Below are 21,476 nucleotides of genomic sequence, written 5' to 3'. Positions count from 1 at the left end.
AGGATGGGGGAGGGTGCGGCTCAGGCCGCGACCAGGGGCGCCAGGGCCTGGCGCAGGTGTGGCAGCGGCAGGGTCTGCAGGCGCAGGCCGTTGCCGCCGATCACGGTGGGTATGGAACGGATGCCGAGGGCAGCGGCTTCGGCACGATCGGCCTGCACGCGCTGGCGCACTGCGTCGCTGTGCATGTGGTCAGCGAAGGCGCCACGTGGGTGGCCCAGCGATTCGGCGATATCCAGCAGTACTTCGGCATCACCGATGTTGCGGTGCTGGTGCAGGTGCGCCCACTGCACGGCATCGAACATCGCGCCATGGGCGTCGTTGCCGCCCATCAGCCCGGCGGCCTGGCAGGCCAGTGCGCCGAGCCAGCCGGAGGGATATTCGAAATCCTGTGCGCGCATGCCTTCGATATCGATGCGCGCGGTGTCTTCATGCGCAGCGCAGTCGGTCCAGTGGCGCAGGATGATCGCCTTGGCGCGCTCCATCGAGCCGAACACCTCGACCATCTGCGCGCGCGAGTCCTGCAGCACGAAGCTGCGGTGGCGCACCTGGATGCCGAGTTCGGCCGAGACCTGCTGCAGGCGCGGGGCCAGCACGAAGCACCAGCCGCAGACCACGTCATGGAAGAAATCGATCACCGGCGCGGCGGTGGCGGGGGAGGGAACGGAAGACATCTGCCTGCCATCGGTGAGAGAGGAGGCGGCAGATTAGGTGGCGCGGCAGGGCTGAAACAGCAGGCCGCGGGCAGCTCAGTTTTCGCTGGCGGTTACGAATCCAGACCGGCGCAACCGGGCAGCTCGGCGTGCAGAAAATCGATGAAGGCACGCACCTTGGGCTGCAGGTGGCGCGAGGTGGGGTAGACCGCATGCACGAAGCGCGGTGGATAGCGGTGGTCGGGCAGCACCTGCTGCAGGGCGCCGCTTGCCAGTGCCGGAGCGGCCAGGAAGGAGGGCAGCGCGCCGATGCCCATGCCGGCCACCAGCAGATCGCGCAGCAGCAGGCTGTTGTTGACGGTCACGCGCGCCGGCAGGGTGATCGTCACCTGGCCATCGGGACCGAGCAGCGGCCAGCTGCCGGGCGAGTCGGACAGGCTGTAGGCCAGCACGCTGTGCGCCTGAAGATCGTCCACTGCCTGTGGTGCAGGGTGCTGCTGCAGGTAGGACGGCGCCGCGCACAGCACCTGCTGCAGCGAGGCCAGGCGGCGTGCCACAAGCCGTGAATCATCCAGCTCGGCACGCAGCCGCAGCGATACATCGAAACCTTCGCCAACCGCATCGAGCAGGCGGTCTTCCATCACCAGGTCCAACGACAGCTGCGGATGCTGCTGCAGGAACCGTGGCAGCAGCGGCGACAGCGTACTCAGCGCGAACGACTGCGGCGCATTGACGCGCAGGCGCCCGGCCACCTCGCCACGCTGCTCGGCGATGCCGCGTTCCAATGCGTCCAGTTCGTCGAGCAGGCGGCAGCATTCGCGGTAATAGGCATGGCCGGTCTCGGTCAGGCTCATGCGCCGCGTGGTCCGTTGCAGCAGCACCACGCCCAGATGGGTTTCCAGCGTGCGCAGCTGTTTGCTCAGCCCGGCAGGCGACATGCCCAGGTCTTCGGCAGCGCGGGCCAGCCCGCCGCGTTCGACGATGCGGCGGAAGGCGCGCATCAGGTTGAAGGAGTCCATGCCGGTCCCGGGCGCGATGAGGGTGCCATTGTAGATCCACGCCATGCGTGGATGCAGGAAACGCGGTGCCGGCCAGGCCCGGCATCCACCCTCGGCACGCGCTTGCGCCGTTTGTTCAAGCCAGCAGCCCACATGCGGCGCCAGCATGCAGGCCCCTCACTTTCCGGGTTGCCCATGAAGCACTGGATGCTCCGCCTGTATGCCCCGTTGTTCCTGCTTGGCTTCGTCTCTGCCGCCATCGTCTGGGTGGGGCACCGTCACGGTGACCCGCTGTGGCTTCTGGCCTTGCTGGCGGTCGCCATCGCGGCTTCGTTCATCGCCGAACGTGCCTGGCCATATGACCCTGCGTTCAACCACGACCACGGTGACCGTGTGCGTGACACCCTGCATGCGCTGGTCAACGAAGGCCTGAACCTGCTGTCGATCGCCGCGGTGCCGTTGCTTGCGGCGATCATTCCGTGGCAGGCCTGGCCGGTGCAATGGCCGTTCGCGGTGCAGGTACTGGTTGCCATCATCGCTGCCGATCTCGGCATCACGCTGGTGCACTACGCAAGCCATCGCATTGGCTGGTTGTGGCGCCTGCATGCCGTGCATCACAGCGTGACCCGCATGTACGGTTTCAACGGGCTGATGAAACACCCACTGCACCAGGCCGCCGAAGCGGTGGGCGGCGTGCTGCCGCTGCTGCTGTTGGGCCTGCCGATGCCGGTGGCGGCGGTGCTGGCATTCGCCATCGCCATCCAGCTGCTGCTGCAGCACTCCAACGTGGACATGCGCCCAGGCCTGCTGGGCCGGGTGATGGCGTGGGCGCCGCTGCACCGTTTCCATCACATGCGTTACGGCACCGCCGGCGACGTCAACTTCGGCCTGTTCCTGACCGTCTGGGATCACCTGCTGGGGACCGCCTTCGATGCGCCAGGCTATCGGCTGCGTCAGCACGACCTCGGCATCGGCAGCCAGCCGGACTATCCGCGCGATTACCCCAGGCAGCTGCTGGCGCCCTTCCGCGAACTGCCACATGGCGAGGTGCCGGAGCTGCCCGAAGGCCTGCGCAGGCGCGAATGATCGAACATGTCAGGCCGCGTGAAGCTGCAGGCCCTGCAGCTGTGCGGCACCGATGCCGAACATGCGGCGCAGGCTGCGCGACAGATGGGCCAGGTCGGCGAAGCCGGCGGCATGTGCACTGTCGGTCAGGCTGTGCCCCAGCAGGTGGTGCGCGAGCGCGGCACGCAAGCGCCGCCACAGCACCCAGCCGCGCAGGGTCACTGCCAGATCGGCCTGGAAACGCCGGTGCAGCTGGCTGGTGGACAGATGCGCCGCCTCGGCGATGTCGGCGGCCGGCACCGGGCCGGGAAGGTGCTGGGCGATGCGGGCCAGCGCTGCCTGCACCCGCCGGTCCAATGGCTGCGCGCGGCTCAATCGTGGCAGCCAGTCCTGCAGTTCCATCGCAGTGCCGGGCAGCGCGTGCAGGTGCTGCTGGATCTGTTCGAGGTCGGCATGCGCCGGCTCAAGGAACACCGTGCAGCCCGCCTCCGGCGCCGACAGGATCGCGTGCGGCTGGAACGAAGGCAGCCACAGCCGCTGGCCCTGCTGGCGCACACCGTCGATTTCGACCTGCCAGGGAACATCCTCGCTCAACAGCAGCTGGTGGGCGTAGTGCGCATGTACATCGCTGTCACCGGCATGGCCCTGCAGCACGGCCACGTGAGCATCCAGCAGCAACGTGCCATTCCAGGGCAGGGCAGGGGAGGACATGGAGGGATTGTAGATCCACGCCATGCGTGGATGAATCTCCATCGAAATCGAATATTTCGACAATGAAACGAAGAGCATCCACGCATGGCGTGGATCTACTGCAGGTCGCGAGAAACTGTCGAAGGCGGGGTGGGGCCGTTGGCGGGGGTGTCCGCGGCAGGGATGCCGCGGCCAAGCCCCCAGGGATGGGTTTACGGCGTCCCCCGCCAACGGGCCCACCCCGCCTATCCACAGGAGCCCTGCTGTTGCTTTGGCTGTCGCCTCTGCGGGTGCCGGGCGCCGCCCGGCCGCGCCCTCACCGCCCCTGCGGATCCGGCCGGTGATGCACGTACTCGACCACCGTGCCATCGGGATGCACCGCATTGAACGCCGCCCCGGTCGGCACCACCTGCAACGGGAAGATGATCTCGGCACCGGCCGCGACCAGCTTGTCGTGATAGGGCCGAACGTCATCGACCAGCAGCGTGCCGGTGGTCGAGGTGAACGGCGCCAGCGCAGTCTCGCTGCCCTCGATCAGCAGGAAGGCGCCGACCATCGCCAGGCGCAGCCCGGCCTCCGGGAACGGAAACCCGGCATCGGCCACCAGGCCCTGCAACTGCTCGTAGAAGGCCACGCTGCGCTCCAGTTCACCGGGGGCCACGAACACGCGGATCAGCACGCGCGGCGCGCGCTGGCTGGAGGTGTCACAGCGGTCGCGCCAGAGATGGTCGAAGTCGCGATGTACGGTCATGGGCTCGGTTCGTGGCCAGGGACCTCCATTATCGGCAGCCCTGCAGGGCCCGCTGATGACCGCCGGTGATGGCCTGATAACCGGCCGCGGGATGCGCCTGTGACTTAGGTCCTGTTGACAGGTGTGAACGCCCTCGCACAATCTTCACATGATTGGGTCGCCCTGCGCGGCCCGGGCAGGCAGGTTGTCACGCCGGGAGGAGGGTCCCGCGCGCAGACCGGCCCGTCCTTCGGCCTGCGGGACGTTGCCTGGCAACCCCTGCGCGGCATGAACGCTGCACCCTTCGGCGGCACTTTCCCTGGACCGATTGCCTTGGCAACGGAATTACGCCTGCCGATGAAAACGTTTACAAAGCCGCTTGCCCTCTCCCTCGCCCTGTCTGCTGCGCTCGCCGCCCCGGCCTGGGCCGATCCCGCGGCCTTCACTGTCTTGACCCTGGAACAGGCACCCAACGCCGAAGCGATGCCGGCATTGGCCGCGCAGCTGAAGAGCCTGAAGGTGGACGCGGTGAGCGTGCGCCAGGTGCAGCGCGGCATCGGCCAGGTCGACCCGCTGCAGGTGCTGGCCGATGGCCTGGGCTATGAGTACCGCTTCATCGCCGCCGGCAAGGACGATGGCCAGACCCAGCGCGGCCAGGCCGTGCTGACCCGGCTGCCGATCGCCGCCGAGTCCGGTCCGGACCAGCCGGGGCTGAACTACCTGCGCCTGGACGATGGCCGCCACACCGTCGCGGTCTATACCGACGCTGGCGCGGGCGCCGCCCGGTTGCCGGCACTGGTCACCCGTTCGCGGTTGGGTGCACCGGCGGTGCTGCTCGGCGCGGTAGCCGGTGAATCGGCCAAGGCCGCCGGCTTCGATCCGGCGCGTGTCGCGCTGGAAGCTGATGCCAGCTACTTCAGCGATGGCTTCCAGGCGGCCAGCAGTGCACCGTTCAAAGTGGAAGGCAGCAGCCTGCGTGCCACCCTGCTGACCCTGGCCTATGCCGCCGACAAACATGGCGACACGCCGTGGATGGACACCACCCTCAACGCCGATGCGCGCGCTGCGCTGTTGCTGAAGGCGATGACCGAGGATGAGAAGTTCCAGATGCTGCACAGCTACTTCGGGCTGGGCAAGGATGGTGGCCCGCTGCCGGAAGGTGCGGTCGGTTCGGCGGGCTTCGTGCCGGGCGTGGCGCGCCTGGGCATCCCGTCGCAGCAGTCGGCCGATGCCGGCGTGGGCGTGACCAATCCCGGTGGCATCCGCCCGGGTGACTTCGCCACCGCCATGCCGTCGGGCCCGTCCACCGCCTCCAGCTGGAACCGCGAAGTGGCCTTCGCAGGTGGCGCGACGATGGGCCGAGAAGCGTGGCAGCAGCGCTTCAACATCCTGCTGTCGGGCAGCGTCAACCTGCAGCGTGACCCGCGCAACGGCCGCAATTTCGAGTACGCCGGTGAAGATCCGCTGCTGGCCGGCTCGATGGTGGGTGCGCTGATCCAGGGCGTGCAGAGCCAGCACGTGATCTCCTCGATGAAGCACTTCGCGCTGAACGACATGGAGACCCGCCGCAACTTCCACGACGTGCGCATCGGCGAACAGGCCATGCACGAGTCGGACCTGCTGGCGTTCGAGATCGCGCTGGACGCCGGTCGCCCGGGCGTAGCGATGTGCTCATACAACAAGATCAACGGCACCTACGGCTGCGAGAACGGCTACCTGATGAACCAGGTGCTGAAGCAGGAATGGAAGTTCCCCGGTTTCGTGATGTCCGACTGGGGCGGCGTGCACAGCGGCTCGAAGGCGGCGCTGGCCGGCCTGGACCAGCAGTCGGCCGGTGAAGTGTTCGATGCGGCGGTGTTCTTCGATGAGCCGCTGCGCCTGGCCGTGCACGGCGGCGTGGTGCCGCAGGCGCGGCTGAACGACATGGTGGCGCGCATCCTGCGCACGATGTTCCTGCACGGCAACTTCGACAACCCGCCGCAGCACCAGAAGGTCGATGCCGAGGCTGGTTTCGCCGTGGCCCAGCGCACGGTGGAAGAGGGCAGCGTGCTGCTGCGCAATGAAGGCAACCTGCTACCGCTGGCCGACACGGTGAAGCGCATCGTCATCATCGGCGGCCATGCCGACAAGGGCGTGATCGGTGGCGGTGGTTCGTCGATGGTGGGCGTGACCGCCAAGGGCACCAATGCGGTGCCGGGCGTGCTGCCGACCACCTGGCCGGGCCCGGTGATCTTCCACCCGTCCTCGCCGCTGGAATCGCTGCGCGCAGCGCGTCCGGACGCGACCATTACGTATGTGGACGGCACCAATGCCGCTGCTGCGGCCAAGGCTGCCGCGCAGGCCGACGTGGCCATCGTGTTCGCCACCCAGTGGGCAGCCGAATCGGTGGACCTGCCGGACATGCAGCTGCCGGACAACCAGGACGCGCTGATCTCGGCGGTGGCCAAGGCCAACCCGAAGACGGTGCTGGTGCTGGAAACCAACGGCCCGGTGCGTACGCCGTGGCTGGCGCAGGTGCCGGCGATGCTGCAGGCCTGGTACCCGGGCATCCGCGGTGGCGAAGGCATTGCCGCGCTGCTGACCGGCCAGGTCAACCCGTCCGGCCGCCTGCCGGTGACCTGGGTGGTGGACGAATCGCAGCTGCCGCGCCCGCATATCGACGGCCTCGGTTTCAAGCCGGCCAAGCCGTTCGGTGATGTGTTCGATTTCGATATCGAAGGCGCCAATGTCGGTTACAAGTGGATGGCGGCCAAGGGCCTGACGCCCACCTTCGCATTCGGTCATGGCCTGTCCTACACCTCGTTTGCCTATGAAAACCTCAAGGTGAGCGTGGAAGGTTCGCGCCTGGTCGCCAGCGTCGACATCCGCAACATCGGAAAGCGCGCCGGTGCCGACGTGGCCCAGCTGTACCTGAAGCTGCCGGCCGGCAGCACCACGCCGATCCGCCTGATCGGCTACGACAAGGTGAACCTGCAGCCGGGCGAACAGCGCCGCATCCGCATCGAAGCCGAGCCGAAGACCCTGGCCCACTACGATGCGCAGGCCCGCCAGTGGAAGATCGACGGCGGCACCTACCAGGTGCAGCTGTCGCGCAATGCCGCCGAACCGCTGCAGAGCGTGGACGTGCAGCTGGTGGAGCAGGTGCTGCGCTGAGTGCATGAAGACACGGCCCCGCAAGGGGCCGTGTTTGTTTGTGGGGTACCGCTGCGCTCGCCGGGCGTGGCCCGGCGCTACCAGGGCTGTGGTGATCGGGTAGCGCCGGGCCATGCCCGGCGAGCGCGGAAGTCACACCGGCGCGCTGCCAGACCACCCGCGCAGGAAATCAATCAGCTGCCGCACCTTCGGTGAGGGCTGCGTGCTGTGCGGATAGACCGCGTACACGCTCTGCTGCGGGAAGCGATGATGGCGCAGCACTTGCCGCAGGCGGTCGTGGGCCAGGTCGTCCTCGATCAGCCAGCGGGGCAGCACGGTAACCCCGGCGCCGGCCACGGCGAACGCGCGCAGGCTGCTGGCGCCATCCACGCGCACGACTGCATTGCCGGGGTTGGTGGCGAACAACGCATCGCTGCCATCCGGTGCCACCACCGGTACGTCGGCCAGGCGCGGATAGCCGAGGCGGGGCAGGGTGCCCAGCTGTACGGGGTCATCGGCAGCATCGGCGGAGGGCAGGCGTGCCAGCAGCGACGGAGCCGCCACCGCGCAAAGTGGGTGGCGCTCCAGTTCGCTTGCATGCAGGCCCGAGTCGGGCAGGCGGCCGAGACGGATCGCCAGGTCGAAGCGTTCGGGAATCAGGTCCGCTGGCGCCGGAGAGGTTGAAAGGTGCAACTGCAGGGCCGGGTGCCGCGCACGGAACGCCTCCAACGCGGGAATCAAGCGCAGCTGTGCATACTCCGGCGTGGTGGTCAGGCGCAGCATGCCCTGCAGCTGGTGCTGGTCGCGGCGCGCGGCATCGATTGCCGCCTGGGCGGCGTCCAGCGCCTGCACGCAGTGCTGCAGGAACTGCTCGCCGGCCTCGGTCAGGGCCAGGTGGCGGGTACTGCGCAGCAGCAGGGTCACGCCCAGCTCCTGCTCCAGCCGCTTCAGGTTGAAGCTGACCACCGCGCGGCTGAGGCCGAGGCGATCGGCTGCAGCAGTCAGGCTGCCCGCCTCGACCACGGCGCGGAAGATGTCGAAGCGATCGAGGCTGACCATGGCGGCCTATTGTCAAAACAGATTTGACAGTGTTGCAGCTGCCGTCGTGTTTTTCCAACAAGGCCCGCACGGCATGCTGCCCGCTTCCCCGCTGGAGCGCCGCCGATGTCGTCCCCCCGCCTGCGCCATGAGGTGATCTTCCTGCTGGTGTTCGCCCTGGACCTGGTCAACATGTTCATCGCCACGGTGGCCTATCCGGCACTGGCAGCGGACCTGCACGCCGACATCGGCAGCCTGGCCTGGGTTGGAACTTCCTACATGCTGGGCCTGAGCGTGGTGATTCCGCTGGCGCCGTGGCTGGCCGCGCGCTGCGGAGAGCGCCGCCTGCTGCTGGTGGCGCTGCTGGTGTTCGCCGTCGCCGCCATGCTGGCCGGTACTGCGCCGGGCATCGGCTGGCTGCTCGGCTGGCGCCTGCTGCAGGGATTGGCCGGCGGACTGTTGATTCCGGTGGCGCAGGCCGCGGCGTACCGGCAATGCACGCCCGATCAGCGAGGTGCACTGACCCGCCGCATCCTGCTTGTGGCGCTGCTGGTACCGGCACTGGCGCCAGCGCTGGGCGGGTTGCTGGTGCAGTGGCTGTCCTGGCGCGGTGTGCTCTGGGCCAGCCTGCCGTTGGCGGCGGTGGCGATCGGTCTGGTGCTGGCCTGGATGCCGGCCGATGGTGAGCGCAGTGCGCCGCGCCTGCAGGCCTATGCGCTCTCCACGGCGATGCTGGCGCTGGGCGCGCTGCTTCTGGCGCTGACCTGGCTGGGCGAACCCGGGCATCGGGCCGTCGGTGCCGTACTGCTGCTGATCGCATTGCTGCTGGCGGCGTTCCACCTGCGGCATGCACGGCAGCAGGCGCATCCGTTGCTGCGCTGGTCGCTGCTGTCCCATCGCGGGCTGCGGCTGGCAATGCTGGTGTATCTGGCAGTGCCCGGCGTGTTCATCGGCAGTCAGCTGGTCAGCACGCTGCAGCTGCACCAGGCCGGTTACAGCGCCGCACGTATTGGTGCATTGATGCTGCCGTGGGCGCTGGCCTCGGCCGTGGCGATTACTGCCAGCAAACGCATGCTGGCCCGTTTCGGCCCGGCCACGGTACTGCGCGTGGGCATGCTGCTTCAGGCCAGCGGCCTGCTGTTGATGGCGCTGCTGCCACAGCCGGCCTTTACCTTGGCTGCGTTGTTGTTCGCACTGATGGGCGCCGGTGGCAGCCTGTGCAGCAGCACCGCGCAGACGTTGGCGTTCAATGGTGTCGAGGGCGAGGCGCTGGGCGACGCCAGCGCGCTATGGAACCTCAACCGCCAGCTCAGCTTCTGCATGGGTACCGCCGCCATCGCGCTGCTGCTGGCGCTGGCCATGCAGTGGCTGCCGGCACGCGCCAGCAGCGTGGCCCTGGGGCTGGCCGCCGCATTGACGCTGTTGCCGATGGCGCTGCTGCGCCGCTCGCACTCTGTTTCCCTTTCGTAACCCGAGAATGCCTGATGGATATCACCGCAGAACATGAAGTCCACCACCTGCACGACAAGCTGCAGGCCTGGTTCCGTGCCGACGTCAGCGCCGATGCGCTGGAGGATCTGATGGCGCACTTCAGTGCGGACTTCAGCATGGTCGGCATCGCGGGGAAGCGGCTGGATCGCGATGCCGTGAAGGCGCTGTTCGTGGGTGGCCATGGCGCGCGCGCCGGGTTGCAGATCAGCATTGAGGCGGTGCAGGCCGTTGACGCGCCGTCACCGTTGGCGGTGCTGCGTTACTGCGAAGGCCATTCGATCGATGGCGGCACACCTGCGTGGCGGGAGTCGTTGGTGGTGCTGCGCCAGGAGCAGGGCCGTTGGCGCTGGCTGGCGCTGCATGAAGTGACGGCTGCCTGATGTTGTAGAGTCGAGCCCACGCTCGGCTGCTCTTCGGGAGGGTTGCGGTGGCCCCAGCCGAGCGTGGGCTCGGCGCTACAACGGCCAGGTCGATGCGTGCCCGTCGGGCAGCACATGTGCCATCAGTCCTGCCCGCATCCGCCGCAGAATGCAAAGCCCACCCACACTCCCTGGCACCCGGCGGGAGTAGGCTTGGGGCTTTCCTGCCGGAAGGGGTTGTCCATGCGTGTGCGTACCGTTGCAGTAGCCATCGCCCTTTGCCTGTCCAGCAGCGTGCTGGCCGCCGATACCCCGCCGATGACCCCGGACATCAGCGGCAAGCCCTTCGTTGCGCCGGATGTCGGCCGCGACTACGACAAGCGCGTGGTGATGGTGCCGATGCGTGATGGCACCAGGCTGTATACGGTGATCGTGGTGCCCAAGGGTGCCCGCAATGCCCCGATCCTGCTGACCCGCACTCCTTACGACGCTGCCGGTCGCGCCAACCGCAGTGATTCGCCGCGCATGCGCGATCTGCTGCCGCAGGGCGACGAGGTGTTCGTCGACGGCGGTTACATCCGCGTGTTTCAGGACATTCGTGGCAAGTACGGCTCCGAAGGCGATTACGTGATGACCCGGCCGCTGCGCGGGCCGTTGAACAACACCAGGGTGGATCACTCCACCGACGCCTGGGACACCATCGACTGGCTGGTGAAGAACGTGCCGGAGAGCAACGGCAAGGTCGGCATGCTCGGCTCGTCCTATGAAGGTTTCACCGTGGTGATGGCGTTGACCGACCCGCATCCGGCGTTGAAGGTGGCAGCACCGCAGAGCCCGATGGTCGATGGCTGGATGGGTGACGACTGGCTCAACTACGGTGCATTCCGCCAGGTCAACTTCAACTATTTCGCGATGCAGACCGAGAAGCGCGGCAAGGGTACGCCACTGCCCAGCCTCGGTTACGACGACTACAGCACCTTCCTGCGCATCGGTTCGGCTGGCGACTACGCGCGTTTCACCGGCGTGGACCAGCTGACCTGGTGGAAGAAGCTGGTCGAGCACCCGGCCTATGACGGCTTCTGGCAGGGCCAGGCGCTGGACGCGGTGATGGCGAAGACGCCGTTGAAGGTTCCGACCATGTGGCTGCAGGGCCTGTGGGACCAGGAGGACATGTGGGGTGCCAACCATGCTTACCAGGCGATGGAAGGGCGCGACAGCGGCAACAACCGCAACTACCTGGTGATGGGCCCGTGGCGGCACAGCCAAGTGAATTACAGTGGCAGCGAACTGGGCGCGCTGAAGTTCGACGGCGACACCGCGCTGCAGTTCCGTCGCGATGTGCTCAAGCCGTTCTTCGACCAGTACCTGGTGGACGGTGCGCCGAAGGCCGACACGCCGCCGGTGCTGATCTACAACACCGGCGAAAACCACTGGGATCGCCTGAAGGGCTGGCCGCGCAGCTGCGACAAGGGCTGTGCCGCGAGCAGCAAGCCGCTGTACCTGCGGGCCGGCGGCAAGCTGGCCTTCCAGGCGCCCGCAGCGGGCGAGGGCGACTTCGAGGAGTACGTGTCCGACCCGGCCAAGCCGGTGCCGTTCGTGCCGCGCCCGGTACGCTTCGGTGACCGTGACATGTGGACCACCTGGCTGGTCAAGGATCAGCGCTTCGTCGATGGCCGCCCGGACGTGCTGACGTTCATCACCGAACCGTTGACCGCGCCACTGCGCATCGGCGGCGCGCCGGTAGTGCACCTGCAGGCCTCGACCAGCGGCACCGACAGCGACTGGGTGGTGAAGCTGATCGATGTGTATCCGGACCAGGAGGCCTCGGCGCCGGAGATGGGCGGCTATGAGCTGCCGGTGTCACTGGCGATCTTCCGCGGCCGCTACCGCGAGAGCTTCAGCGATCCGAAGCCGCTGGCGGCCAACCAGGTGCTGCCGTACCGCTTCGACCTGCCCAACGCCAACCACACCTTCCAGAAAGGGCACCGGGTGATGGTGCAGGTGCAGTCCAGCCTGTTCCCGCTGTACGACCGCAACCCACAGACCTACGTGCCGAACATCTACCTGGCCAAACCGGGGGATTACCAGAAGGCCACGCAGCGGGTCTGGCACAGTGAGGCGCAGGCCAGCTACATCGATCTGCCGGTGTACTGAAGCGCCCAGGGTGACGCCGGGCATGGCCCGGCGCTACCCAGGCATGTGCGGTGTCGGTAGCGCCGGGCCGTGCCCGGCGGCGTTGGTGGTGCCGGCCGCTGGCCGGCATCCGCGATGGCGCGAGAGCGTGTCGACCAAGGACGACACCTACCAGGGCAGATGCCTTCAGCCCACCTTCGAAGGACCGGTGCGCCAGCGGCTGGGCACCAGGCCGAAGCGCTTGCGGAATGCAGCGGCGAAGTTGCTGGGGTGGCGGTAACCACTGGCGGCGGCGGCCTGCTCGACCGTCCAGCCGTCCTCCCGCAGGCCCTGTTCGGCGTGGCGCATGCGCTGTTCGTGCAGGTAGTCGAATACCGAGCTTCCGTACTGCTGGGCGAAATGACGGCGCAGCGAACTTGGGCTCATGCACGCCAGCTGCGCCAGCTCGACCAGGCTGTGGGCATGGCTGGGGTCATCATGCAGGTAGGCGCGCACACGCTCCAGGCGCTCGCGCTGGCCGGCCCGCAGCGTTCGTACAGGGTCGGTCTGCAGATCCTCGGCCTTCAGGCCAACGGCCAGCAGCTGCAGGGCGACGCCTTCGCGCCACAACGCGTCGATGCCGTCCTCCCATGGGCTGTCGAACAGCTGGCCCAGCACCGGCAGCAGGGTATGCGGAATGGCCCAATGGCGGCATTCCAGGTGGGTGTTGAGCGCGGTCTCCAGCTGCGGCAGATGAAACAGGTCCGGATCGATCTGGCCGGGCACCATGACGCTGACGCCGCGCATGCGCGTTTCGCCGGGATGCGTACCAGTCATCTCGACCTCCTCGCGGTGGTGTGCGGTCATCGCCGTGCCAGCGCGAAGGGTGAAACCAGCGCGTCGCGGAACGCGCACATCGACCTCGCCCAGCAGCATCACGCGGATGGCCAGACCGGGACTCTGCTGGGCCGTGGCGACATATGGAAAGCGATTATGGACGTCGGAGGCGATCAGACTCATGCCGCCGCGCAGGAACTGCTCGTTGACCTCGCCATGGCCCGCCCACTGGTCGTCGCGCAGGTGCTCCGGGTCGGCGCGGTAATCAAAGCCGTGGCGGTGGCCGAAGCGGCGGTAATCGGCAAAAGTGAAGTATCGGGACATTGCTTGGCACGTGCGCAGGAGGTGGACGCTGGCAGTACCTCGCCCATGCGCTCTGCATTGCAGATGCAGTTCCGGTCGTGGCCTGTGCGGACCCGCTGCGATGCGGTGGCGATGGCACGCTGGATGGCTGGGGAAACGCCAGATTGGAATGAGTGTGTCGAAGAAACTGGAAACGTTTCCCATTGTCGCCTTGATTCACCGGCATTTGATTTCGAGATGGTCAAAACGATTGATCAATATGGCCAAGTTTAATTTTCCGTGGAACATACGGCGGCGTTTTGCATGCATATCCGTACGCAATTCCATACATCAACTTGAGTTGAGGTTTTATGGGTGGAACGATCACCCGTGGACGCGCTCTCTGCCGGGTCATCACGGATGAAGGGGTAGCGTGGGGGGTAGCGGCGACACGCCGCATCGATACCCCCACAGATGGAGAATGCAGATGATCGATTACCAGCTCACCGGCAAGACCGCGATCGTGACCGGCGGCGTATCCGGTATCGGCCTGGCGGTCGCGCAGACCCTTGCCGCTTCCGGTGCGCGCGTTTCGGTATGGGACCTGAAGCAGGACGCGGTGGATGCCACGGTGGCACGGCTGCAGGGCAGCGGTGCACAGGCCATCGGCATCGCGCTGGACGTGACTGACGATGCCGCCGTCGAGGCGGCGGTGCAGCGCACGGTAAAGGAGCTGGGCGGCGTGCATGTCGCGGTCAACAACGCGGGCATCAGTGGGCCGGCGGCCAGCAGCGGTGACTATCCGGTGGAAGGATGGCAGCGCGTGATCAACGTCAACCTCACAAGCGTGTTCCTGTGCCAGCGTGCGCAGATCCAGGCCATGCGTGCGGCCGGCACGGGTGGCAGCATCATCAACATGGCCTCGATCCTGGGCCAGGTGGGCTATGCCGGTTCCACCGCGTATGTTGCAGCCAAGCACGGCGTGGTTGGCCTGACCCAGACCGCAGCCTGGGAGCATGCAGCAGACGGCATCCGCGTCAACGCGGTTGGCCCGGGCTTCATCAGCACGCCGCTGCTGGACAAGATGGACCCGAAGGTGCGCGCGACGCTGGAAGGGCGCCATGCGCTGAAGCGGCTGGGTACGGCCGAAGAAGTGGCGGCACTGGTAGCCTGGCTGGCCAGTGACGACGCTTCGTTCGCGACCGGTACCTATTACGCCATCGATGGTGGCTACCTGGCGCAGTGAGCGAATGCGATCAATGGATCCGCGCCATGCGTGGATGAAAGCGCGGCGTGAAGAAGGCGTGCCATCGCCTTCACCCCCGTCCCACGATCGCCACGCGACGCTCCGGGAAAATCCCGGAGCTTTTCCATGGAACTCACCCAGGATGTCTCGATCCTGCTGCGCGTGGCTGCAGCGATGCTGTTCGGCGGCGTGCTCGGGGTTGAGCGCGAGATGGGCAAGCACGCCGCAGGCCTGCGCACGCACATGCTGATTGCCGGGGCCGCTGCGCTGATCGTTGGCCTCGGCGACTCGGTGGCCGAACATTTCCAGCAGGAGCGCTACCGCGACCTGCTGCAGGTCGACCCGGTACGCCTCATCGAGGCCGTGGTGGCCTGCGTAGGCTTCGTTGCTGCCGGCACCATCCTGCGCGGCTCGCGCGAGGACCAGGTCAGCGGGCTGACCACGGCCAGCTCGCTGATCATGGCGGCGGCCATCGGGATTGCGGTGGGGATCAGCAAGTACGTGATCGCCATCGGAGTGAGCGTGCTGTGTGTGCTGGTGCTGGCGGTGATGCGGAGGTTGGAGAAGAGGATCTCGTAGGGGAGGTGGCGGACGAGGTTGCCGGCCAGCGGCCGGCACTACCACGGGCAGTTGTAATGGTAGGACCAATATGCGATCTAGCCCTATGGTCTAATAGGCGCTTCGTCAGTGTGGCGGTTAAATCCGCTCCACGTGGCCTGATCAAGATCGATATTGGTATGACCAATGATCGACAGGCACGGCGACCCACCGCCTGCGGTGGAGCACATACCGCCCCCAGTCGAGAGCTTCCATGCAGCCCTGGCAACACCTGTACGACCCCGCCGGCAACCTGTGGTTGTCGAGCCTGATCGCGCTGCTGCCGATCGCGTTCTTCTTCGTTGCCCTCGCTGTGCTGCGCATGAAGGGCTGGCTGGCCGGCACCATCACCTTGGCCATCGCGCTCGGCGTGGCGCTGCTGTTCTACCGCATGCCGCTGACCCAGGCGCTGGGTGCCGCCGGCTTCGGCTTCGTCTATGGGTTGTGGCCGATTGCCTGGATCATCATCGGCGCGGTGTTTCTCTACAAGGTCTCGGTCAAGACCGGTCAGTTCGACATCATCCGCGCTTCGATCCTGTCGGTGACCGAAGACCAGCGCCTGCAGATGCTGATGGTCGGCTTCGCCTTCGGTGCCTTCCTCGAAGGCGCGGCCGGTTTCGGTGCGCCGGTGGCGATCACCGCGGCGCTGCTGGTCGGGTTGGGCTTCAAGCCGCTGTATGCGGCCGGCCTGTGCCTGATCGTCAACACCGCGCCGGTGGCCTTCGGTGCGATGGGCATTCCGATCATCGTGGCCGGGCAGGTCACCGGGCTGGATGCGTTCGAGATCGGCCAGATGGCGGGTCGCCAGCTGCCGTTCCTGACCATCATCGTGCTGTTCTGGATCATGGCGATCATGGATGGCTGGCGCGGCATCAAGGAAACCTGGCCGGCGGTGCTGGTTGCGGGTGGCTCGTTCGCCATCGCCCAGTACCTGACCTCCAATTTCATCGGCCCGGAACTGCCGGACATCACCGCGTCGCTGGCGTCGCTGGTGTGCCTGACCCTGTTCCTGCGCCGCTGGAAGCCGGTGCGGATCTTCCGCTTTGATACCGAAACCAGCGCCGAGGCGGCCGCCCAGGCACTGGAAGCGCCGCGCTACAGCGTTGGCCAGATCGCCAAGGCGTGGTCGCCGTTCCTGATCCTCACCGCGATGGTCACGCTGTGGAGCATCAAGCCGTTCAAGTCGCTGTTCGCGGCCGGCGGTCCATTGGAAGGCTGGGTGCTGAAGATTCCGGTGCCGGGGCTGGACCAGATGGTGCAGAAGATGCCGCCGATCGTGGATGCGCCGCTCAGCTACGAGGCAATCTACAAATTCGACTGGTTCTCGGCCACTGGTACCTCGATCATTCTTGCTGCGGTGATCGCCATCATCGCCCTGCGCATGCCGGCCCGTTCGGCGCTGCAGACCTTTGGCGAAACCGTGCGAGAGCTGCGCATGCCGATCTACTCGATCGGCATGGTGCTGGCCTTCGCCTTCATCGCCAACTACTCGGGCCTGTCGGCGACACTGGCGCTGGCATTGGCACACACCGGTGATGCGTTCCCGTTCTTCTCGCCGTTCCTGGGCTGGCTGGGCGTGTTCCTGACCGGTTCGGATACCTCGTCCAATGCGCTGTTCTCGGCACTGCAGGCCACCACCGCACAGCAGATCGGCGTGTCCGACGTGCTGCTGGTGGCGGCCAACACCACCGGTGGTGTCACCGGCAAGATGATCTCGCCGCAGTCGATCGCCATTGCCTGTGCGGCGGTCGGCCTGGCCGGCAAGGAATCGGACCTGTTCCGTTTCACGGTGAAGCACAGCCTGGTCTTCACCACGATGGTCGGCCTGATCACCCTGGCCCAGGCCTACTGGCTGACCTGGATGATTCCCTGAGCCATGCCAGGCCGACTGACCCTTCGTTGCGTGCTTCGGGCCACAATGGCGCCATGAGCACGCAACGTATTTCGGACAAGGTGGCCGCACAGCTGCGCGGCCTGGTGCAGGAACAGCGGCTGCAGCCGGGTGACCGGCTGCCGGCCGAGCGCACCCTGGCGGTGCAGCTGGGGGTCTCGCGCACCGCGCTGCGCGAGGCCATCGCGCAGCTGGCCAGCCAGGGCCTGCTGAGCGCAAGGATCGGCGGTGGCACCTACGTGGCCGAGCCGGCGGCACGTGCGCGGCAGGCGCTGGACGAACCGCTGGCGCCGTACCTGCCGCTGTTCCAGGGCGACCCGGAATACCGCTTCGACGTGCTGGAGATCCGCCACGCACTGGAAGGCGCCACCGCCTGGCATGCTGCATTGCGCGCCACCGACGAGGACCGCGCGCGCATCGCGCAGGCGTTCCAGACCATGATGGATGCGCACGGCAAGGACGACCCCACCGGCGAGGCCGAGGCCGACGCGGCCTTCCACCTGTCCATCGCCGAGGCCTCGCACAACCTGGTGCTGCTGCAGGTGATGCGAGGCCTGTTCGAGCTGCTGCAGACCAACATCTCGCAGAGCCGCGAGAAGCTCTACACCTCGGCGAGGACCTTCTCGCCGCTGTCCGACCAGCACCGCGAGATGATGGATGCGGTGCTGGCCGGCGACCCGGAACGCGCGCGCGCCGCCGCGCATGCCCACCTCGAGTTCGTGCACACCACGCTGCGCACCCTCGATGACAACGAAGCCCGGCGTGCGCGGGCCTCGCGTCTACCTTCCCCACACGGTTGACCCCATGATCATCTCCGCCTCCACCGATTACCGTGCCGCAGCGCAACGCCGGCTGCCGCCGTTCCTGTTCCACTACATCGATGGCGGCGCGTATGCCGAGCACACGCTGAAGCGCAACGTTTCCGACCTGTCCGACATCGCGCTGCGCCAGCGCATCCTGCGCAACATGTCCGACCTGAGCCTGGAAACCGAGCTGTTCGGGGAAAAACTGGCGATGCCGGTGGCGCTGGCGCCGGTCGGCCTGACCGGCATGTATGCCCGGCGCGGTGAAGTACAGGCGGCGCGCGCGGCCGACAGCCGCGGTATCCCTTTCACCCTGTCCACCGTATCGGTGTGCCCGATCGAGGAAGTGGCCCCCGCCATCCAGCGGCCGATGTGGTTCCAGCTGTATGTGCTGCGCGATCGTGGCTTCATGCGCAATGCACTGGAGCGCGCGCAGGCCGTCGGCGTGACCACCCTGGTGTTCACCGTGGACATGCCGGTGCCCGGCGCGCGCTATCGTGACGCGCACTCCGGCATGAGCGGCCCGAACGCCTCGCTGCGCCGCATCGGCCAGGCCATCACCCATCCCCACTGGGCGTGGGACGTGGGCCTGTTCGGGCGCCCGCATGACCTGGGCAACATCTCCACCTATCGTGGCAACCCGACCGGGCTGGAGGACTACATCGGCTGGCTGGGCAGCAACTTCGATCCGTCCATTTCATGGAAGGACCTGGAATGGATCCGCGAGTTCTGGAAGGGCCCGATGGTGATCAAGGGCATCCTCGACCCGGACGACGCGCGTGATGCGGTGAAGTTCGGTGCCGATGGCATCGTGGTCTCCAACCACGGTGGTCGCCAGCTGGACGGCGTGCTGTCGACCGCGCGCGCACTGCCGGCCATTGCCGATGCGGTGCAGGGTGACCTGAAGATCCTCGCCGACTCCGGCATCCGCACCGGCCTGGACGTGGTGCGCATGCTGGCGTTGGGTGCCGACACCGTGTTGCTGGGCCGCGCGTTCGTCTATGCGCTCGCCGCGCAGGGCGAGGCGGGCGTAGCCAACCTGCTGGACCTGATGGCCAAGGAAATGCGGGTGGCGATGACGCTGACCGGCGCGCGCCGCATTGCCGACATCGGCCGCGACTCGTTGGTCAGCCTGCCGTGAGCAGTCACGACGCGGTGCTGGCGCAGTTGCGCGACGCGGTTGGCAACCGCCATGTGCTGACCGGCGACAAGGCCACACGCCGCTTCCGTCGCGGCTACCGCTTCGGCGATGGCCCGGTGCTGGCCGTGGTGCGCCCGGGCACGCTGCTGGAACTGTGGCGCGTGCTGCAGACGGCGGTGCAGGGTGGGGCGGCGATCATCCTGCAGGCGGCCAACACCGGCCTGACCGGCGGTTCGACCCCGGATGGCAACGACTACGGTCGCCCGATCGTGTTGGTCAGCACGCTGCGCCTGACCGGCATCCAGCTGTTGAACGAAGGGCGCCAGGTGCTGTGCCTGCCCGGCGCGACGCTGGACCGGCTGGAGCAGACACTGGCACCGCTCGGCCGTGAGCCGCATTCGGTGATCGGCTCGTCCTGCATCGGTGCGTCGGTACTCGGCGGCATCTGCAACAACTCCGGCGGCGCGCTGGTGCGCCGTGGCCCGGCCTATACCGAGCTGGCACTGTACGCGCAGGTCGACGCGGAGGGCCGGTTGCAGCTGGTCAATCATCTGGGCATCGCGCTGGGTGATACGCCCGAGCAGATCCTGCAGCGCCTGCAGGTGGGCGACTACAGCGCGGCGGATGTTGGCAATGGCGACGGCCGCGCGGCCTCTGATCCACGCTATGCGGAGGAAGTACGCAAGGTCGATGCCGATACCCCGGCGCGCTTCAATGCCGATCCCAGCCGTCACTACGAAGCGGCCGGTTCGGCCGGCAAACTGGCTGTGTTCGCGGTGCGCCTGGACACGTTCGAGAGGGAGGCTGCCGAGGTCTTCTACATCGGCAGCAACCGCACCGACAGCCTCACCGCGATCCGCCGCCAGCTGCTGACCGGCTTCGAGCGCCTGCCGATTGCCGGTGAGTACATCCACCGCGATGCCTATGACATCGGCGAACGCTACGGCAAGGACAGCTTCCTGCTGATCGATCGTCTCGGCACTGCGCGCGTGCCGGCCGCGTTCGCGCTGAAGAGCCGCGTCGATGGCTGGTTCGAACGGCTGGGCCTCCGCGGCGTGACCGACCGCGTGATGCAGGTGCTGACCGGCCTGCTGCCCTCGCACCTGCCCAAGCGCATGGGCGAGTTCCGCCAGCGCTATGAGCATCACCTGCTGCTGAAGGTGTCCGCGCAGGACGCGGCGCAGACCGAAGCCTGGCTGCGCGACTTCTTCGCAGGCCACGAAGGCGGCTATTTCCACTGCACGGCAGAGGAAGGCCGCAAGGCGTTCCTGCATCGCTTTGCCGTGGCCGGTGCCGCAGTGCGCTACCGTGAAGTGCATCGTGACCAGGTGCAGGACATCGTCGCGCTGGACATCGCGCTGCGACGTGACGACGCCGACTGGTTCGAGCAGCTGCCGGCGGATATCGACGGCCGCCTGCTGCACAAGCTGTATTACGGGCACTTCCTGTGCCACGTGTTCCATCAGGACTACATCGCGCGCAAGGGTGAAGACCCGATGGCGATCGAGCATGCGATGTGGGCATTGCTGGACAAGCGTGGTGCCGAGTATCCGGCCGAGCACAACGTCGGCCACCTGTACCCGGCCAAGCCTGCGCTGGCGGGCTTCTACAGGCAGCTTGATCCGAGCAATACGTTCAATCCTGGCATCGGCCAGACCTCGAAGAAAAAAGGGTGGGGTAGCTGCGACTGCAGTGGGCACTAGCAGCGCAGTCTCTGAGAATTCGGACTTCTTGCATTCCTCACTGATCCGGTTGGCACTAGGCTGAGGTCTTGGCTGAGACGGATACAGAACCAATGCAGAGCGCAGATCAGATATGGGCGTCCATCAAGGCGTCGCTTCACGAGAAGGGTTGTGTGGATGAAGTGCAGTTGCGGCCGGGAGCCTCTGGCAGCGAGTTGGCCGAGCTGGAATCCCAGCTTGGACTCGCCCTGCCAGATCTGCTGAAGCAGTTGCTGATGATTCACGATGGGCAGGATGGGGTCGGGCTTCTGTTCGGTAGTCAAATGCTCTCGTCCATGGAGATTCGGCGGCAGTGGCACGGCTGACGTGAGATCGAGGCCGACGGCATGAACGAGGACTGCGCGGAGTTCATGAAGTCGAGTCCCGCGGGGGTGGTGAAGCCGATGTACACCAATGCGCGTTGGATACCGCTGACTCACGATGGTGGCGGCAATCACATGGGATTGGATTTCGATCCCGACATTGACGGTGGTGAAGGACAGATGATTGCCTTTGGTGCGGATGAAGACACCAAGTACCTTCTCGCTCCCACTTTCGCTGAGTTCGCTGAAAAGGCTGTGGAGTGGATCAGTCAGGCAAGCTGGGATGGTGAGAATCTCGAGTCGCCAACTGATGACGGCTTCGTTCCCGCGGCCATTCTCCGGACTGCTGGCGGAGCTTAGTCGGGAGCGC

17 protein-coding genes and 1 pseudogene are annotated in these 21,476 nt (G+C 66.8%); 12 read left to right on the top strand and 6 right to left on the bottom strand.

The window, feature by feature from the left end:
* Window positions 1-20: 20 nt before the first annotated feature.
* Both AC5P88_RS09820 and AC5P88_RS09815 read right to left on the bottom strand, forming a co-directional pair.
* Window positions 21-671 carry a DsbA family oxidoreductase gene (locus AC5P88_RS09820; protein WP_495224918.1) on the bottom strand — a complete coding sequence of 217 codons (651 nt, stop codon included), beginning with the start codon at window positions 669-671 and terminating at the stop codon, window positions 21-23.
* A gap of 92 nt (window positions 672-763) precedes the next feature.
* On the bottom strand, window positions 764-1,714 hold the full coding sequence (locus AC5P88_RS09815) for a LysR family transcriptional regulator (protein WP_495224917.1): 951 nt from the start codon (window positions 1,712-1,714) through the stop codon (window positions 764-766).
* Between the two features lie 141 nt (window positions 1,715-1,855).
* On the opposite strand from AC5P88_RS09815, the gene AC5P88_RS09810 reads away from it, so the two are divergent.
* On the top strand, window positions 1,856-2,734 hold the full coding sequence (locus tag AC5P88_RS09810; RefSeq protein ID WP_495224916.1) for a sterol desaturase family protein: 879 nt from the start codon (window positions 1,856-1,858) through the stop codon (window positions 2,732-2,734).
* Between the two features lie 9 nt (window positions 2,735-2,743).
* On the opposite strand, the gene AC5P88_RS09805 is transcribed toward AC5P88_RS09810, so the two are convergent.
* Both AC5P88_RS09805 and AC5P88_RS09800 read right to left on the bottom strand, forming a co-directional pair.
* Window positions 2,744-3,448: a helix-turn-helix domain-containing protein gene (locus tag AC5P88_RS09805; protein ID WP_495224915.1), complete on the bottom strand. Its 705-nt coding sequence runs from the start codon at window positions 3,446-3,448 to the stop codon at window positions 2,744-2,746.
* Window positions 3,449-3,719: 271 nt separating this feature from the next.
* Window positions 3,720-4,154 (bottom strand): VOC family protein, encoded by a 435-nt coding sequence (locus tag AC5P88_RS09800; protein ID WP_106549452.1) that lies wholly within the window; start codon window positions 4,152-4,154, stop codon window positions 3,720-3,722.
* Between the two features lie 336 nt (window positions 4,155-4,490).
* Here AC5P88_RS09800 and AC5P88_RS09795 point away from each other — a divergent pair, with 336 nt between their 5' ends.
* Window positions 4,491-7,286: a beta-glucosidase family protein gene (locus AC5P88_RS09795; protein ID WP_495224914.1), complete on the top strand. Its 2,796-nt coding sequence runs from the start codon at window positions 4,491-4,493 to the stop codon at window positions 7,284-7,286.
* A gap of 132 nt (window positions 7,287-7,418) precedes the next feature.
* Here AC5P88_RS09795 and AC5P88_RS09790 read toward each other — a convergent pair whose 3' ends face one another.
* Complete coding sequence (locus tag AC5P88_RS09790) at window positions 7,419-8,324, bottom strand: LysR family transcriptional regulator (protein WP_111203894.1); 906 nt, start codon at window positions 8,322-8,324, stop codon at window positions 7,419-7,421.
* 105 nt (window positions 8,325-8,429) lie between these two features.
* On the opposite strand from AC5P88_RS09790, the gene AC5P88_RS09785 reads away from it, so the two are divergent.
* The 3 genes from AC5P88_RS09785 to AC5P88_RS09775 all read left to right on the top strand — a co-directional run bounded on the left by AC5P88_RS09785 (window position 8,430) and on the right by AC5P88_RS09775 (window position 12,307).
* Window positions 8,430-9,773, top strand: a complete 1,344-nt coding sequence (locus AC5P88_RS09785) for an MFS transporter (protein WP_495224913.1) — start codon at window positions 8,430-8,432, stop codon at window positions 9,771-9,773.
* 14 nt (window positions 9,774-9,787) lie between these two features.
* Window positions 9,788-10,174 (top strand): DUF4440 domain-containing protein, encoded by a 387-nt coding sequence (locus AC5P88_RS09780; protein ID WP_495224912.1) that lies wholly within the window; start codon window positions 9,788-9,790, stop codon window positions 10,172-10,174.
* Window positions 10,175-10,396: 222 nt separating this feature from the next.
* Window positions 10,397-12,307: a CocE/NonD family hydrolase gene (locus tag AC5P88_RS09775; protein WP_495224911.1), complete on the top strand. Its 1,911-nt coding sequence runs from the start codon at window positions 10,397-10,399 to the stop codon at window positions 12,305-12,307.
* A 165-nt stretch (window positions 12,308-12,472) separates the two neighbouring features.
* On the opposite strand, the gene AC5P88_RS09770 is transcribed toward AC5P88_RS09775, so the two are convergent.
* A complete protein-coding gene (locus AC5P88_RS09770; RefSeq protein ID WP_495224910.1) occupies window positions 12,473-13,426 on the bottom strand; it encodes a helix-turn-helix transcriptional regulator in 954 nt (317 codons plus the stop codon).
* A gap of 445 nt (window positions 13,427-13,871) precedes the next feature.
* Here AC5P88_RS09770 and AC5P88_RS09765 point away from each other — a divergent pair, with 445 nt between their 5' ends.
* From AC5P88_RS09765 to AC5P88_RS09735, 7 genes and pseudogenes are all read left to right on the top strand, one after another.
* On the top strand, window positions 13,872-14,630 hold the full coding sequence (locus AC5P88_RS09765; protein WP_495224909.1) for an SDR family NAD(P)-dependent oxidoreductase: 759 nt from the start codon (window positions 13,872-13,874) through the stop codon (window positions 14,628-14,630).
* A 126-nt stretch (window positions 14,631-14,756) separates the two neighbouring features.
* On the top strand, window positions 14,757-15,209 hold the full coding sequence (locus tag AC5P88_RS09760) for an MgtC/SapB family protein (protein ID WP_005413774.1): 453 nt from the start codon (window positions 14,757-14,759) through the stop codon (window positions 15,207-15,209).
* Window positions 15,210-15,441: 232 nt separating this feature from the next.
* Window positions 15,442-17,100 (top strand): L-lactate permease, encoded by a 1,659-nt coding sequence (gene lldP / locus AC5P88_RS09755; RefSeq protein WP_495224908.1) that lies wholly within the window; start codon window positions 15,442-15,444, stop codon window positions 17,098-17,100.
* A gap of 53 nt (window positions 17,101-17,153) precedes the next feature.
* Complete coding sequence (lldR, locus tag AC5P88_RS09750; protein WP_495224907.1) at window positions 17,154-17,918, top strand: transcriptional regulator LldR; 765 nt, start codon at window positions 17,154-17,156, stop codon at window positions 17,916-17,918.
* A 4-nt stretch (window positions 17,919-17,922) separates the two neighbouring features.
* Window positions 17,923-19,062 (top strand): FMN-dependent L-lactate dehydrogenase LldD, encoded by a 1,140-nt coding sequence (gene lldD, locus AC5P88_RS09745; protein ID WP_495224906.1) that lies wholly within the window; start codon window positions 17,923-17,925, stop codon window positions 19,060-19,062.
* Complete coding sequence (gene dld / locus AC5P88_RS09740; RefSeq protein ID WP_495224905.1) at window positions 19,059-20,765, top strand: D-lactate dehydrogenase; 1,707 nt, start codon at window positions 19,059-19,061, stop codon at window positions 20,763-20,765. The genes lldD and dld overlap by 4 nt, the downstream gene beginning before the upstream one ends.
* 92 nt (window positions 20,766-20,857) lie before the next feature.
* Window positions 20,858-21,466: pseudogene (locus AC5P88_RS09735) on the top strand (SMI1/KNR4 family protein).
* The last annotated feature ends 10 nt before the right edge of the window (window positions 21,467-21,476 follow it).

It is taken from the genome of Stenotrophomonas sp. YJH_SMC_8 (assembly GCF_059371315.1).
Note: the sequence above shows the minus strand (reverse complement) of the source record. Positions and strands in the feature narration are given on the sequence as shown.